At 63.2% G+C, this 16,018-nt stretch carries 11 protein-coding genes; 6 read left to right on the plus strand and 5 right to left on the minus strand.

Annotated elements, in window-relative coordinates; all coding sequences use genetic code 11:
* The 4 genes from CFII68_RS04275 to CFII68_RS04260 are packed head-to-tail and all read right to left on the minus strand — an operon-like array spanning position 1 to position 7,743.
* Positions 1-4,569 (minus strand): alpha-2-macroglobulin, encoded by a 4,569-nt coding sequence (locus tag CFII68_RS04275; protein WP_018612587.1) that lies wholly within the window; start codon positions 4,567-4,569, stop codon positions 1-3.
* Positions 4,566-5,225 carry a DUF1175 domain-containing protein gene (locus tag CFII68_RS04270; RefSeq protein ID WP_033062878.1) on the minus strand — a complete coding sequence of 220 codons (660 nt, stop codon included), beginning with the start codon at positions 5,223-5,225 and terminating at the stop codon, positions 4,566-4,568. Before CFII68_RS04270 ends, CFII68_RS04275 begins: the two co-directional genes overlap by 4 nt.
* Positions 5,210-6,919, minus strand: a complete 1,710-nt coding sequence (locus tag CFII68_RS04265) for a DUF2138 domain-containing protein (protein WP_018612591.1) — start codon at positions 6,917-6,919, stop codon at positions 5,210-5,212. The genes CFII68_RS04270 and CFII68_RS04265 overlap by 16 nt, the downstream gene beginning before the upstream one ends.
* 35 nt (positions 6,920-6,954) lie before the next feature.
* Positions 6,955-7,743 (minus strand): YfaP family protein, encoded by a 789-nt coding sequence (locus CFII68_RS04260; protein WP_018612593.1) that lies wholly within the window; start codon positions 7,741-7,743, stop codon positions 6,955-6,957.
* Between the two features lie 268 nt (positions 7,744-8,011).
* Between CFII68_RS04260 and CFII68_RS04255 the strand changes: the two genes are divergently transcribed.
* The 4 genes from CFII68_RS04255 (at position 8,012) to dxs (ending at position 12,537) form a co-directional block, all read left to right on the plus strand.
* Positions 8,012-9,148 carry a Fic family protein gene (locus CFII68_RS04255; RefSeq protein ID WP_018612595.1) on the plus strand — a complete coding sequence of 379 codons (1,137 nt, stop codon included), beginning with the start codon at positions 8,012-8,014 and terminating at the stop codon, positions 9,146-9,148.
* Between the two features lie 248 nt (positions 9,149-9,396).
* Positions 9,397-9,639: an exodeoxyribonuclease VII small subunit gene (locus tag CFII68_RS04250; RefSeq protein WP_003185917.1), complete on the plus strand. Its 243-nt coding sequence runs from the start codon at positions 9,397-9,399 to the stop codon at positions 9,637-9,639.
* The gene (gene ispA, locus CFII68_RS04245) at positions 9,636-10,523 is read left to right on the plus strand and encodes a (2E,6E)-farnesyl diphosphate synthase (protein ID WP_018612597.1); all 888 of its coding nucleotides are present in this window, start codon (positions 9,636-9,638) and stop codon (positions 10,521-10,523) included. The genes CFII68_RS04250 and ispA overlap by 4 nt, the downstream gene beginning before the upstream one ends.
* A gap of 115 nt (positions 10,524-10,638) precedes the next feature.
* A complete protein-coding gene (dxs, locus tag CFII68_RS04240) occupies positions 10,639-12,537 on the plus strand; it encodes a 1-deoxy-D-xylulose-5-phosphate synthase (RefSeq protein WP_018612598.1) in 1,899 nt (632 codons plus the stop codon).
* A gap of 190 nt (positions 12,538-12,727) precedes the next feature.
* Here the strand turns inward: dxs and trxB are convergent, their stop codons facing one another.
* Positions 12,728-13,690, minus strand: a complete 963-nt coding sequence (gene trxB / locus CFII68_RS04235) for a thioredoxin-disulfide reductase (RefSeq protein WP_018612600.1) — start codon at positions 13,688-13,690, stop codon at positions 12,728-12,730.
* Between the two features lie 311 nt (positions 13,691-14,001).
* Between trxB and cysZ the strand changes: the two genes are divergently transcribed.
* Both cysZ and CFII68_RS04225 read left to right on the plus strand, forming a co-directional pair.
* Positions 14,002-14,757 (plus strand): sulfate transporter CysZ, encoded by a 756-nt coding sequence (gene cysZ, locus CFII68_RS04230; protein ID WP_018612601.1) that lies wholly within the window; start codon positions 14,002-14,004, stop codon positions 14,755-14,757.
* Positions 14,758-14,797: 40 nt separating this feature from the next.
* Positions 14,798-15,997, plus strand: a complete 1,200-nt coding sequence (locus CFII68_RS04225; protein WP_018612603.1) for a glycosyltransferase family 1 protein — start codon at positions 14,798-14,800, stop codon at positions 15,995-15,997.
* Positions 15,998-16,018: the final 21 nt, after the last annotated feature.

Consider the following 16,018-nt stretch of genomic DNA (forward strand, 5'->3'; position numbering starts at 1 on the left):
TCAGTTGACCGTCACCTGACCGAGCGCCGGTTTCTGTTCCCGCGCCTGGTGTTGCGGCGCGTAGACCTGAGTGAAGCGCACCGGCGGCAAGCTGAACTGACCCTTCTGGGAGAAGCGCACCAAGTGCCGCAGGCGCAGCTCGCCACTGAGGGCATCCACCGGCACCGCATACGCCATCTGGCCGGGCTCGAAGCGGGCTTTTTCCAGGGACGTCGGTTCGCTGTCGGCCTTGCCCATCAACTGGATACCCCAGGTGGTGCGCTCCACATCGGCGCCCGGCGGCAGCGGCACTTCGAGCATGCCGTAGCGCAGTGGCGTCGGGGCCTTGCTGTTGATGATCACTTCATCCAGGTAGAGGCTGTCGCTGGACAGCGGTTTGTTGCCCACGGCTTCGAGCTTGAAGGTGAAGGCCTCGTCGCCCGGCACCAGACGCGACAGGCGACGGGTGATGGACACGGCCATCGGCGCTACCGGCGGTTGCTGGCTCTGGAAGCTCAATGCCGCTTGCAGTGGACGCTCCTGGGCACCGGTCAGGGTCAGCATGGTGGGAAGCTGCGCGCCCTGCCACTGCCAATAGGTTTCACCGGTTGCGCCCTGCTTGGCTGCCCAACCTTCGCCCGGTGCCAGGGCCACGGCCGGCGCCGCCTGTTCGATACTGCCTTGCAACCAGGTCAGGGCCAGGGCCCGTTCCAAGGTGGACTGCTGCGGCAACACGCGCTCCAGCAATGCAGTGGCGCGGGCCTGATCAAAGCTCTGTAACGACAGCACCAGGGCCTCGACGAACGGCTGCGAGCTGAGTTCCAGTTGCTGTTGCGCCGCATCGGCCTGACGGCTGAAGGCCGCCGGCAACGGCACCTTCGCCTGTTTCGCCAGGGACGCGGTCAGGACACGGGCGCTGGCCAAGCCAAGGGCCGAATCCGGGGCGCTCATGACCAGGCTGTCTTCGCCACTGTCCAGCACGCTCTCGGTACTGTCTTCACTGGCTTTGGCCAGGTCATCCATCAGGCCGCTGAGCAAGGTGTTCACCGGCAGTTGCATCTGCTTGGCGAACGACAGGATCAGCGCTCGTTGCAGCAGCGGCGTATTACCGGCCTGCTTGGCGTAGACCTCCAGCACCCGCTGCCAGTGCTCCGGCGGCAGGCTCAGGTCCAGGGCCTTGCTGGCGTGCCAGTCGGCGTAATAGGCATAGGCGGTGAGGAAGGCATCCGGCTCACCGTCCTGGCCCCACCAGGTGAAGCTCGCCGACGGTCCGGCCATCTGCACCAGGCGCAAGCGGCTGTTTTGCATGATCAACCGCAAGCGGTCGCGGATCTGCGGGTTCGACGCCAGGGTCGGATAGGCAATGCTCAACGGCAACAGACGGCTAGCGGTCTGCTCGACGCCACCGTACGGATAGCTCAGCAGGTCATCCAGAGCCGAACGGAACAACGCTTGCGGGCTGTCGTCCAGACGCAGGCGAATATCGCTGGCGTCAGCCGGCAGGGTCAGCGGGGTATCGCCGCTCGCCACATCCAGGCGTTGGCTCTGGGTGACTTGCCAACCGTTGCCGCTGGCGTTCAAGTGCATCGCCAGAGCGTCCTGGGTTTCGCCATTCAATTGCAACTGCACGGTCAAGTCGCCACTGCTCAGTTCCAGGACCGGCAGCGCCACGTAGTTGATGCCGTTTTTCAGCTCCGCCACCACGCGCTGTTCAGCACCGGCGTAACGGATCAGCAGCTCGGCCTTCAGTGGTTTTTCAGACTGGCTGAAGGCGAACAGGCCCAGTTGCGGCTTGTCGCCCACGCGGAAACGGGTCGGGCCGCTCCACTTCAGGTACAGCGGTTTTTCCGAGGCGATGAACTGCTTCTTCTGGCCCACTTGGCCGTCGTCGGCAATCGCCTTGGCCGTGATGCGCCAGCGGGTCAGCGAGTCCGGCATCTTGAAGGTGAAACGGGCCTTGCCGTTGGCGTCGGTGACCAGCTCCGGTTGCCACGCAGCGGTGTCGACGTCTTCACGACGCGGCCGCTCCAACACCTTGACCCCGCGTTCGCTGCGGTTGGCCTTGCCCGGCGCGCCAGGGCTGCCTGGCAGCGCCACGTCGTAGCTGATGAATGACAGGCTGGCACTGGTGCGCACGTTGTTGCGACGCGGGTGATAGAAGAACTGATCGATGGTCGGCGCCACTTCCGGTTGCAGGGCATAGACCATTTCGTCCACCACGCTGACCGTCAGGTGCGCCGGGACCGCCTTGCCGGCGAACTGGGTACTCAGGTCCACGGTCACCGTGTCGCCAGGGCGATAAGTGGCTTTATCCGTGACGACAGCAACGTCGATCTGCGGCGTGACCACTTTGATGCCAGCGTTCTGGAAGCTGTACTGGCCGCCCTTGGTGTACAGCACCGAGAAGGTCAGGTTGGGCGCAAAGCTATCCTTCACGGCAATGCGCGCGCGGTATTGGGTGTCGCTGAGTTTTTCCATCTTCAGCCAGTCGCCGCCCTTGGACAGCAGCGCCGTGGCCTCGACTTTGTCCCGCTCAAGCGACAGCAGCGCATCGCTGACCGGTTCCGGGAAGGTGATCAGCGCCAGCGCTTCGTCACCGGTCTTGTATTCAGGCTTGTCGAAGACGATCTCGACAGTGCCCGGCACGGCCTTGATGCCTTCACCGGTTACCGCGTGGGTGGCGGCGCCAATGACCCGGCCATGGTCGTCCTTGAGCGTCAGGTTGTAGGTGCCAGGGCGCTCGAAGGTCAGGCTGAAGCCCTTGTCCTTGGCCGCCAGCTTGCCTTCGCCGATGCTCTGGTCTTCCAGGCGCACCCAGGCATAGCTGCCCGGCGTCACAGCCTTGGCTTGCTCGTTGCCGCCTTCGTTGGCGTAGCTGAACGACACCTTCTGGCCGGCGGCGCTGAACCGCTGGGGAGCGCTCAGGCGGAAATTCGCCGCGCCACGGTCGATGAGGATTTCCTTGGTGGTCTTGACCCGATACGCCGCGCCATCGCTGGCGAACACGGTGAGCGTGTAGCGGCTCGGCTTGTCGGCGGCCGGCAAGTCGAGGGTCGCGTTGCCCTTGGCATCGGTGGTCACTTCGCTGCTGGTCAGCTCGACCGGGAATTGCCCCAGGTATTGCAGCTCGTTATCGACCATCGACAGTTGTTGGGCGCGCAAGCTCAGGCTCACCTTGGCATTCACCACAGGCTTGCCGTCCGGGTAGAGCAGCACGAGGTTGCCCTTGACCGGCTCGCCAGTGCGGTAATCCTGCTTGGCCAGGTTCAGGGCGATCTCGAAGTGCGGCTTGATGTATTCGGCTACGCGAAAGGCGCTGCTGTAGAGCTGGTCCTTGTAGCTGAAGCGCAACTCATAACCGCCGGCCACTGCGTTTTCCGGCAGCTGGAAACGGCCTTGGGTGCCGGCTTTGGAGTCCAGCTTCAGGGCCAGGGTTTGCAGCGCGGTGCCGGTGGCGTCCAGCACGCTGACATTGACGTCGGCGGCAGTCGGTTGCACCGAATCACGGGCGTTCTTGAACTCACGACCAACGATTTTCAGCGATACCCAATCCCCTGGCCGGTACAGCGGCCGGTCGGTGAAGGCATAGAGCTTGGTGTCGTAGATTTCGCTGTCGTAGTAGAAGTTTTCCGAGACGAATACCCCGCCCTCCTCGTCTTCACCGATGACGAACGAACGCTCCGGGCTGACGTGCTTGAGGCGCAGCAGGCCGTCTTCATCGGTGGCACCGCTGCTCATCACGCCCAGGCCGTCGGTCCACAGTACGTTGACCTTGGGCACCGAACGCCCTTCATGCTTGCGTGCGGCCCAGACCAGCAGTTCATCGCCGGCAATCTTGCTCACGGCCACGGTGTTGGAGACGAAGACCATGGTGGTTGCGCGGTATTTGCCGATCAGCGCTTCCACCAGGTACAGGCCGGGCTTCAACTGGCCCAGCGGTACATAGACGTTGCCCGGCGCGACGTTGACAAACTGGCTGGACGAGCCGGCCAGGTTGACGCCCGCAGGCGGCTGGATCGGCTTGGCCTGCCACAGCGGATAACGGAACTGACTGACCACCGGCAAGCCCGGGATCAAGGCGAATTGCGCTGGAGCGTCGTACGGTGTCGGCGCGACCAGGGCGTTGCCGATCTTCAGTTCCGGCACTTCTTCAGTGACTTGCTGGCGCGACTCGTAGGAGAACGCCCGCTGCATCACTCGACGGGACTTGCGGTACCAGTTGTCCCACAGGTACGCGAGGGTGTTCGACAGGCCTTCGCCCTTGAACTGGCCGTCGCTGACCACGCGGTGCAGGTTCTTCTGGCGCTTGAGGAAATCCAGCGGCTTGTCGATGCGATAGACGCGGATATCGGCGCCGCCGTAAGGCTCCATGCGAAACCGGCGGTAGTCGCGGCCCGGCGCTTCGAGGCGGACCATGGCCTGCTCGTCGCTGGCAAAGCTGCTGTCGGCCAGCAGGAAGAAGCTTTCACCGGACACCGGCGTGTAACCGCTGGGCTCCACCGTGTCTTCGGCATTCACGACAGGTGCCAGCAACAGGGCAAACAGCAGGGGCAATTTTGAACACAAGCGCAGCATGCGGGCACCGGTCATTGGGAGAGAAAGTTGAGTCGATAGACGCCGATGAAGTTGGGGTTGGCTGCGTCGGGTATCCATCGGGTGTCCTTCCAGTTCATGAGTTGTTGCAGGCTTGCGGAGCGCATGCCGTTGTCGGTAGGGGTTGTGGTGCCGGTGTGATAGGCGATGTAGCGGCCCATCCAGATCATCAGGTGCTGGTCGTCGCCCTGATCGAAGAACATCAGGTCGCCGGGGCGGGCCTGGGTGACATCCCGGCCCACCAGGCGGCTGTTGAACTGGATCAGCTTGATGGCGTTGACGTAAGGCCCGACCTTGCCGCCGCCCTGTTGCCACTGCTGGGCGAGGCGCCGTTGCGCATCGCTCAGTGGCAGTTCCGGCGGCAGGTAGCGATTGGACAGGCCATTGCTGTGCAGCCATTTTTCATCGTGGACCTTGAGCGCTTCGTTGGCGGCGAAGCGCACCAGACCGGCGCAATCCTGCTGATACCAGCGCGGGCTCGGGCCTTTGGTCAGCTGTTCCTGGGCGATGCGCACGAACCAGGCGCGGAAAACCTGGGATTGCTGCGCATCCAGCGAAGGCGCCTCGACGGCAAGCGCAGGCCCGCCGAGGAGCAATGCCAGCAGCAGCGTCAACGCGGGGTTGCGGATCAGTGCTGTCACAGCGCTTTCCATTCCAGCGGCAGCCACTGCCAGTGGCCGTCCGGCTCGCTGCCTTCAGGCAAGGTCAGGGCGTATTTGCCGTAGCCGCCGAGGGTGCGCAGTTTCGGGATCAGGTAGGTTTGCGCGGCGTTGTAGAACACCGGCTCCATGTCCTGGGGCAAGCTGTCGAGGGTTTCGCGCTGCATCAGTTGCGCCATGGAGTCCGGGCCGAAGTAGACCGGCATCAGCAGGTCCTTGGGCACCACGTCGGCCATGGGTGGGAAGCGTTTGTCGAGGGTGCCCAGGGCCTTGTCCACGAGTTTGTCATCGAGGGAGAACAGCAAGGTCGAACCGTGGCGCGCCAGGCTGACCCGCAGGAACGCCTTGCCGGTAATCGCGTCGGGTTGCTCTGCTTCCTTGGCCAGGTAAGGGCCGAAATTGGAGCTGACCTGACGCAGCCACTGGTGCGTCGAGCCTTGCTGCTTCTCGACCACCGGGAATGCATGCTCGGCAACGTTGTTTTCATAGGCGCCGACCATCGAACCGAACAGGTTGCCCAGGTCGGCATCAAGCTTGCCGTCGTCTTCATTCAGGCTCGCCACCAACAGCGGCGTGTACAGGCGCGAATCGGCGTACCAGCACAGGCCCGCCGCGCCGGCCACATGGTCGACCATGGCCTGGGCGGCTTTTTCGTCGGCGCCGAGTTTTACCAGCAACGGTTTCTGTTGCTCGGCGGCCAGGGGCAAGGCCACGCAGGCACTGGCGCCCATGGGCATGGCTTGCCAGATCGGCTTGAAGTCGAAGTCCGGCTGGTTTTCCAGCTCGTCCATCGCCAGGAAGCTGTGCCAGCCCTTGTCGTCCATGTCGAAACGCAAGCCGGCGAAGTTCGGGATGAAACGCTGGTAGCCCATGGCGAGCACGCTGGCGTTGACCGAGATGCGTTGCTTGACCTCAGGCGCCTTGGGCTGCAGGCCGAAGGCTTCCGGGAACAGTTTTTCACCGGCCAGCAGTGCTTCGAGAGCCTGGGTCGAGACCATGCCGGGTTCATCGGTAGGACCATTGCCTTTGTCGTAGAGCTTGGTCGGGTTGGACAGCACCACCAGCTTGTCGCCATGGGAGGCGAAGACCAGGGATTTGCTGGCGTTGTAGCTGAGCTGGTAGAGCGCAACGTCGTCACCGCCGACCTTCAGGTCGCTGAGCTTGCTCAGTTGCGTGTCATCCAGGGCGACTTTCGCCAACGGTTCCAGCACCTTGGCCAGGCCACCGCGGTCCATCACCAACAGGAAGTCCTTGAGGCGACCGTCCGCACCGCGCCACAGCGCGACATCGGCCGGCTGGTCGAAAAGCGTTTCGATCAGGCTGTCCTGCAGTTTGAGGTCATGCTCGTAGATGATCCGGCGCAGGCTGCCGATCAGCCCGAGACGGTCGGCATGGGCCTCGTAATAGAAGACGAAGTCCTCGGTGAGCGTGGCCTTGAGGAACGGCACCGCCAACAGGTCCTTGGGCAACTGGCTCAGGGAATGGGCCTCGAGCAAGCCGTCGGGACGGCTCACGCCGAGCTTTTCCAACGCCAACTCCATGGGCGGCGCCTTGGGCTTGTTGATGAACCAGCCCAGCCCGGCGGCCACACCGGCGACCAGGCACAGCCCGATCAGTATCGCCGGCCAGCGGCGCACAGGTTTGGCGACAGGTGTCGGCGTGGTCGGGGAAGCAGTGTTGTCGCTCATATTCACAAGGGCCTGTTCATCCGTGGAGCGGATACTTAGTAGTTGAAAGTCTTGACCAGCAACAGATCGCCAATGGCGCGCAGAGGCACGACAAAGGTCTCGCGTTTTTCATCGACGGTGTTTTCGTTGAGCACCAGGTTGATCTGCGAGGTGATCACCTCGTTCTGGTTACTGGTCTCATCGAAGTTGTAGCCACCGCTGCCGTAGTTACCCCAATAGTTCACGTAGACCAGGTAGGTGCCGTGCATCGGCGCGGTCATGGTGAACATTTCAGGGCCGGGGCCATCGACGCCATCCGGGTCGAGACCACCGCCGTTGCTCAGCGCCGGTTGGCCGAAGAACGCATGTTGGCCGTCGGGTGTGACGATATGCAGATCGAGTTCGGCCTTCGGATCGTCCCAGCCCAGCACCACGCGGATCTGCGCCGGGGTGCGCAGGTTGTTGGCTTCATAAAATTGCACGCGCTTGAGGGACTGGCCTTCGGAGCTGCGCACCTCGACGCTGTTGGAGCCGGCGCCGAACGCATACGGCCGGGCGAAACGCCCCTCGTCGTCGGTATAGAGATTCAGTGGATTGCCGTTGACCGCCAGGCTGTGGGGCTGGCGAGCCGTGCCCATGGCCTTGAGTCGGCCCTCGATCATCGTACGATTGCGCTGCACGCCCCGGTCGATGGGCGGTGTGGGATAGGCGACTTGCGGATTTTCGGTGCGATCGAGCAAGCCGCTGTAGCGCCAACCGCCCACCGGCTCCGACATCTCGGCAGAAGGCTGCGCCGACGCCAACGGCGCGCCGAGCAACACGATCAATAAAGAAAGAAAACGCACGTATGCCTCCTGCCATGCACGACGCAACCCGGCGCTAATCCTCAGCGCGCTTGTCATTATTCAGGTTTCGTCTGAAGGCCCCGTCGCAAGGGGGCCGTAGATGGCGCGAAGAGTATCGATTTGACGGTTTTTTCACAATCGGGGAACGCGCGATTCTGTGTGGGAAATCACGTACTGAGGGGGGCGTGAGCCGAATAGAGGGCTTATTCGGCTCACAAGATGAGCCGAATAGCGCTATTATTCGGCTCATTCATCTTTGGACAGGCGCATGACACCCCATTGGATCTGGCAACAGCCCGACTGGCCCGACTTCCGCTGGCAAGCTGAAGCATTGGCACCCCTGCTACGCGAATGCGTGCAGACACAAGGTCAATTGCTCGGCATGACGGGCGCGGTCACGGCTTCGCTCAGCGCCCAGAACGAACTGGATGCCTTGCTGCAAAACATCGTGACCTCTTCGGCTATCGAAGGAGAACAATTGAATGTCGGCTCGGTGCGCTCGTCCCTCGCTCGCCGCCTGGGCCTCGAGCACGTCGACGACACGCCGGTCAGCCAACGCAGCGAAGGCTTGGCGAACCTGTTGCTGGACGCGACCCGGCACTTCAACCAGCCCCTGACGGTCGAACGCTTGCTGGAATGGCACGAGTGGTTGTTTCCTGATCAAACAAGCGACCTTGCCTATCGACAGATCCGCGTAGGCGCGCTGCGCGGGGACGAACCGATGCAAGTGGTTTCGGGCAGGCTGGACCGACCTATCGTTCACTTCGAGGCGCCGCCTCGCCAGGGCCTTGAACAGCAATTGCAAACGTTCGTCGACTGGTTCGAAGCCAGTCGCCATCAGGCCAGCCTCGATCCGCTACTGCGTGCCGGCATTGCTCATTTCTGGTTTGTTACCCTGCATCCATTCGACGATGGCAATGGTCGCCTGACCCGCACCCTGACCGATTTGGCATTGGCCCAGGGTGAGGCTCAGGCGATCCGTTTCTACGCCATGTCCGTGAGCATCCTGGACGACCGCGCCGGTTATTACCGAATCCTGGAAAACAGCCAGAAAGCCACGCTGGATATCACCGGCTGGCTGACTTGGTTCCTGCAGACACTGTTGCGCAGCCTGCATAAAGCGATGACACAGATCGAAAGCGTGCTGGGCAAGACCCGGTTCTGGCAGGCCCATCGCGCTTCGGCACTCACACCTGAACAGACCAAAGTGCTGAACCGGTTGCTCGATGGCGGCGAAAAAGGCTTCGGGCAGGGGATCAGCGCCGCTCAATATCAAGCCGTGGCCAAGGTCTCCAAGGCAACAGCAACGCGACACCTGGCGGAACTGCTGGAGAAAGGTTGCCTGGAGCGGATGCCCGGCGGCGGGCGCAGCACCCGTTACCGAATCAACTATCCCGCTGATTGAGATCATTTGTGGCGAGGGGATTTATCCCCGCTGGGTTGCGAAGCGACCCCAAAGCTGAGGGCTCAATCCAGCTGACACTCCGAGGTGTCAGCTTTTAGGGCTGCTTCGCAACCCAGCGGGGATAAATCCCCTCGCCACAGGTTCCGACATCCTTGCTGATCGGGGTGACGCCCGGCGGTCCTGATTTGCCCGAACCCCCCATGTCTGCTAGTGTCGCGCCGGTTTAACAGTCAACCGGAATAGCCGCCATGGCCCGCAAAAAAGCTGCACTGGATTTCGAACAATCTCTGGCCGACCTGCAAACGCTGGTCGAACGACTGGAGAACGGCGAATTGTCGCTGGAAGACTCGCTGACCGCCTTCGAGCAAGGTATCGGCTTGACTCGCGACTGCCAGGCGGCACTGGCCCAGGCCGAGCAGAAGGTGCAATTGCTGCTCGAGCGTGACGGTGAGCTGACCGAAGAACCTTTCGACGCGGAACAGCCTGAATGATCGGCGCCTATCAGGCCAGCAGCCAGGCCCGGGTCAATGCTGCATTGGATAGCTTGTTCAGCGCCCCGAGCCCGGAGCTGGCGCGCCTGTACGAAGCCATGCGCTACAGCGTGATGAACGGCGGCAAGCGTGTTCGGCCGTTATTGGCCTACGCCGCGTGCGAAGCCTTGGGCGGCGCGGCCGAACAGGCCAACGGCGCGGCCTGTGCGGTGGAGTTGATCCACGCGTATTCGCTGGTGCACGACGATTTGCCGGCCATGGACGACGACGACCTGCGTCGCGGCCAGCCCACCACCCACAAGCAATTCGACGAAGCCTGCGCGATCCTGGCCGGCGACGGTTTGCAGAGCCTGGCTTTCAGCGCCCTGCTGGATCCGGCCCTGAGCGATTGCCCGGCGCAGGTTCGCCTGGACATGGTCAGTGCCCTGGCGCTGGCGGCAGGCCCAGCCGGAATGGTCGGCGGCCAGGCCATCGACTTGGGCTCAGTGGGCCTGAAGCTGGACCAGAGCGCCCTGGAATACATGCACCGACACAAGACCGGCGCCTTGATCGAAGCCAGCGTACAGCTCGGCGCCCTGGCCAGCGGCCGGGCCACGCCCGCCCAGCTGCAAGCCTTGCAGACCTACGCCCGGGCCATCGGCCTGGCGTTCCAGGTGCAGGACGACATCCTCGACGTCGAAAGCGATACCCAGACCCTGGGCAAGCGCCAGGGCGCCGACATCGCCCGCGACAAGCCGACCTACCCGGCCCTGCTCGGCCTCGACGCCGCCAAGGCCTATGCCCTGGAGTTGCGCGACCAGGCCCTGGCCGCGCTGCGACCCTTTGACGCGGCGGCCGAGCCGTTGCGCGACTTGGCGCGTTATATCGTCGAACGACGCAGCTGAGACAGGGTCAACCCATTCATAAGTGCGTATCGGCCAAGTTCCGGCCTACGCGTGGGCAGCTTGCGATGCATAAGGTAAACTGCCGCCTCTTTCTATACCTATAACGATTCGCCTGATGCCCACGACGTTTCAAGAGATTCCCCGCAAGCGCCCGACCACGCCCCTGCTGGACCGCGCCAACACGCCGGACGGCCTGCGTCGCCTGGGTGAAGCCGAGCTGGAAACCCTGGCCGATGAGTTGCGCCTGGAGCTGCTCTACACGGTCGGCCAGACCGGTGGGCACTTCGGCGCGGGCCTGGGCGTCATCGAGCTGACGATCGCGTTGCATTACGTGTTCGACACCCCGGACGACCGGCTGGTGTGGGACGTCGGGCACCAGGCCTACCCGCACAAGATCCTCACCGGTCGTCGCGAGCGCATGGGCACGCTGCGTCAGAAGGACGGTATCGCCGCCTTCCCGCGCCGCGCCGAGAGCGAATACGACACCTTTGGCGTCGGTCACTCCAGCACCTCCATCAGCGCCGCCCTGGGCATGGCGATTGCCGCCCGCCTGCAAAACAGCGAGCGCAAGGCCATTGCCGTGATCGGCGACGGCGCACTGACGGCGGGCATGGCCTTCGAGGCGCTGAACCACGCGCCGGAAGTCGACGCCAACATGCTGGTGATCCTCAACGACAACGACATGTCGATTTCGCGCAACGTTGGCGGTTTGTCCAACTACCTGGCGAAGATCCTCTCCAGCCGCACCTACGCCAGCATGCGCGAAGGCAGCAAGAAAGTGCTGTCGCGCCTGCCCGGCGCCTGGGAAATCGCCCGCCGTACCGAAGAATACGCCAAGGGCATGCTGGTCCCCGGCACGCTGTTCGAAGAACTGGGCTGGAACTACATCGGCCCCATCGACGGCCATGACCTGCCCACGCTGATCGCCACCCTGCGCAACATGCGCGACCTCAAGGGCCCGCAGTTCCTGCACGTGGTCACCAAGAAAGGCAAAGGCTTCGCCCCCGCGGAAGTCGACCCGATCGGCTACCACGCCATCACCAAGCTCGAACCCCTGGACGCTCCGGCGGCCACGCCGAAAAAGGCCGGCGGACCGAAGTACTCCGGCGTCTTCGGCCAATGGCTGTGCGACATGGCCGCCGCCGACCCGCGCCTGGTGGGCATCACCCCGGCGATGAAGGAAGGCTCGGACCTGGTGGCCTTCAGCGAACGCTACCCGCAGCGCTATTTCGACGTGGCGATTGCCGAGCAGCACGCCGTGACCCTCGCTGCCGGCATGGCCTGTGAAGGCGCCAAGCCGGTGGTGGCGATCTATTCGACGTTCCTGCAACGGGCCTACGACCAACTGATTCATGACGTCGCCGTACAGAACCTCGACGTGCTGTTCGCCATCGACCGCGCCGGCCTGGTGGGCGAAGACGGCCCGACCCACGCCGGCAGCTTCGACCTGTCGTTCCTGCGCTGCATCCCCGGCATGCTGGTGATGACCCCGAGCGATGAAAACGAGCTGCGCAAAATGCTTACCACCGGCCACCTGTTCAATGGCCCGGCGGCAGTGCGTTACCCACGTGGCACCGGCCCGAACGCGCCGATCTCGACCGACCTCGAGCCCATCGAGATCGGCAAGGGTGTGATCCGCCGCCAGGGCAAGCAAACCGCCCTGCTGGTGTTCGGCGTGCAACTGGCCGAAGCCCTGAAAGTCGCCGAGACGCTGGACGCCACCGTGGTGGACATGCGCTTCGTCAAACCCCTGGACGAAGCCCTGGTGCGCGAGATGGCCGACAGCCATGACCTACTGGTCACCCTTGAGGAAAACGCCATCATGGGCGGCGCCGGCGCGGCGGTCAGCGAATTCCTGGCCCGGGAAAACATCCTCAAGTCCGTGCTGCACCTGGGCTTGCCGGACCTCTATGTCGAACACGCCAAGCCGGCGCAGATGCTGGCCGAGTGCGGGCTGGATGAGGCAGGGATCGAAGCGGCGGTGCGCCAGCGGTTGCAGTTGTTGGGCCACTGATTTTTCAAACACCGCAGAACCCTTGTGGGAGCGGGCTTGCTCGCGAAGGCGGTGTATCAGTCAATATCAACGTTGACTGATACACCGCCTTCGCGAGCAAGCCCGCTCCCACAGGGTCCAGCATCCATCCGTTGATCTTGTGACAGGCACAAAAAAACCGGCCGAAGCCGGTTTTTTTGTACCCGCTGAATCAGAACGAAGCGTTCTGCAGGCCATCCAGGTAGCGCTCGGTGTCCAGGGCTGCCATGCAGCCGGCACCGGCCGAGGTGATCGCCTGGCGGTAGACGTGGTCGGCCACGTCGCCGGCCGCGAAGATACCTTCGATGCTGGTGGCAGTGGCGTTGCCGTCGCGGCCGCCCTTGACCACCAGGTAGCCGTCCTTGAGTTCCAGCTGGCCTTCGAACAGCGAGGTGTTCGGGGTGTGGCCGATGGCGATGAAGACGCCGTCAACCTTGATCTCGTCGAAGCTGCCGTCGTTGTTCTTCAGGCGGGCACCGGTCACGCCCATGTTGTCGCCCAGTACTTCGTCCAGGGTCGCGTTGAGCTTGAGGATGATCTTGCCTTCGGCGACGCGGGCATTGAGCTTGTCGATCAGGATCTTCTCGGCGCGGAAAGTCTCGCGACGGTGGATCAGGGTGACCGTGCTGGCGATGTTGGCCAGGTACAGCGCTTCTTCAACGGCGGTGTTACCACCACCGACCACTGCCACAGGCTTGTTGCGGTAGAAGAAACCATCGCAGGTGGCGCAGGCGGAAACACCTTTGCCCATGAAGGCTTCTTCCGACGGCAGGCCCAGGTAACGAGCGCTGGCGCCGGTAGCGATGATCAGGGCATCGCAGGTGTAGGTCGCGCTGTCGCCGGTCAGGGTGTAGGGCTTGGCGGCGAAATCCACGGCATTGATGTGGTCGAAAACGATCTCGGTCTCGAAACGCTCGGCGTGTTCCTTCATGCGCTCCATCAAGGCCGGGCCGGTCAGGCCGTGGACGTCGCCCGGCCAGTTGTCGACTTCGGTGGTGGTGGTCAATTGACCGCCGGCCTGCATGCCGGTGATCAGCAGCGGCTTGAGGTTGGCACGGGCCGCATAAACCGCAGCGCTGTAACCGGCAGGGCCGGAACCGAGAATAATCACTCGCGAATGACGCACTTCAGACATGACCTGCTCCTGTTGACCGGACCTTGCGGGCCGGAACGCCGGGTGAGCGGCGCGAATAAAAAAGGACCGTTGACGCACTTGGGGAAGGCTTGGGTTCGACAGTCCTGGAAAAGAATGGGTGCAGCGTATCGAGGGAGCGAAGATTAAGGAAATACGGTTTAACAATCCAGCTCATAGGTGAGCTCTATCCCCAGCGGTCCTTTCAATAGGCGCCTTCGCCTGAAGAAACGTTGTTACACGCCATGTCGCCGCTTTCCCGGGCGGGGCAAAGCCGGTAAGGTCGGCGCGTTCACCTTCGCTCGGAGTCACCTATGCCCGCCCCCGTCCTGTCCGGCCCGCAATATTTGCGAGAAGGCCTCAAGCTGGTCTTGAGCCCGGGCCTGCGCCTCTTCGTACTCTTGCCCCTGGCGATCAACCTGGTGCTGTTTGTCGGATTGATCTACCTGGCCGGCCATCAGTTCAGCCTGTGGGTCGATACGCTGATGCCGTCGCTGCCAGACTGGCTGAGTTTCCTCAGCTATGTGCTCTGGCCACTGTTCGTGGTGCTCGTCGTGCTGATGGTGTTTTTCTCCTTCACGATGCTCGCCAACGTCATCGCCGCACCGTTCAACGGTTTTCTCGCGGAAAAAGTCGAAGTGGTCATCCGCGGCACCGACGACTTCCCGGCCTTCAGTTGGGCCGAATTGATCGCCATGATCCCGCGGACTCTCAGCCGGGAAGCGCGCAAGCTCGGCTATTTCCTGCCCCGCGCCCTGGGGCTGTTCGTGCTGTCGTTCATCCCGGTGGTCAACCTGGTGGCGGCACCGCTGTGGCTGCTGTTCGGCGTGTGGATGATGGCGATCCAGTACATCGACTACCCGGCGGACAACCACAAGCTGGGCTGGAACGAGATGCTCGCCTGGCTGCGGGAAAAACGCTGGCAGAGCCTGGGCTTTGGCGGCAGCGTGTACCTGGTGTTGCTGATCCCGGTGGTGAATATCCTGATGATGCCGGCAGCGGTGGCCGGGGCGACGTTGTTCTGGGTCCGTGAGCAAGGCGCCGAGACCGCTTTGGCGCGGCAGGGCTGAGCCCGTCACAAATCCATCATCCTGGCGTCACAATGACGAAATGGCCCCGGTCGACACTGGGGTCATGACCACACCCCTGCACATTACCCTGATCACCGAAACCTTCCCGCCGGAAATCAATGGCGTGGCCAATACCCTGGGCCGCCTGTACGACGGCCTGCGCGCCCGCGGGCATCAGGTCGAGCTGATACGGCCGCGCCAGGTCGACGACCAACACCTGGCCAGTGACGAGCAGTTGCTGCTGTGCCGGGGCTGGCCGTTGCCGGGCTATCCGGGTTTGCAGTGGGGCCAGGCGTCCATGCACAAACTGCTCAGGCGCTGGAAACGCCATCGTCCGGACGTGCTGTACATCGCCACCGAAGGGCCACTGGGTTTGTCGGCACTGCGCGCGGCACGGCGCCTGGGCATCTCGGTGGTCAGTGGTTTCCACACCAATTTCCAGCAATACACCCAGCAGTACGGCCTCGGGCTGTTGAGTCGCGTGCTCACCCATTACCTGCGCTGGTTTCACAACCGCTCCAACCTGACCCTGGTGCCCAGCGTCAGTCAGCGCCTGGAACTGGAGCGACGACATTTCGAGCGCGTGGCGCTGCTGTCGCGCGGCGTGGACAGCCAACTGTTTCATCCGGTCAAGCGCTCGGCGAGCCTGCGTGAGGCGTGGGGCCTGGGCGACGATGACATCGCCGTGATCCACGTCGGACGCCTGGCTCCGGAGAAAAACCTCGGGCTGCTCAAGCGCAGTTTCGCCACGCTGTGCAGCGCTTTCCCAGGGCGACGGATGAAACTGGTGGTGATCGGCGACGGCCCGCAGCGGTCCGCGCTGGAACAGGAACTGCCCGAAGCGATCTTTTGTGGCTCGCAACGCGGCGAGGCGCTGGCCAGCCATTATGCGTCCGGGGATGTGTTTGTCTTTCCGAGCCTGACCGAAACCTTCGGCAATGTGGTGTTGGAAGCGCTGGCGTCCGGGCTGGGTGTGGTGGCCTACGATCAGGCTGCGGCGGCGCAACATATTCGCCACGGCTATAACGGCGTGCTGGCGATGCCGGGGGATGAAGAGGCGTTTTGCGATGCGGCCCGTTGGCTGCTGGAGAAGCGCGAGACTTTGCGTTGCGTACGGCTTAATGCGCGCCAGCATGCCAGTCGCCAGGGCTGGGCGTCGGTGATCGAGCAATTCGAGGCGCAGTTGCGCGGGGTTTGCCAGGTCGAATCGTCGCTGCCCCAGGCCGTGTCGCAACGCTGAAAAGCATCGCGGGCAAGCCTT

The organism is Pseudomonas sp. CFII68 (assembly GCF_000416195.1).
Taxonomy (GTDB): domain Bacteria; phylum Pseudomonadota; class Gammaproteobacteria; order Pseudomonadales; family Pseudomonadaceae; genus Aquipseudomonas; species Aquipseudomonas kilonensis.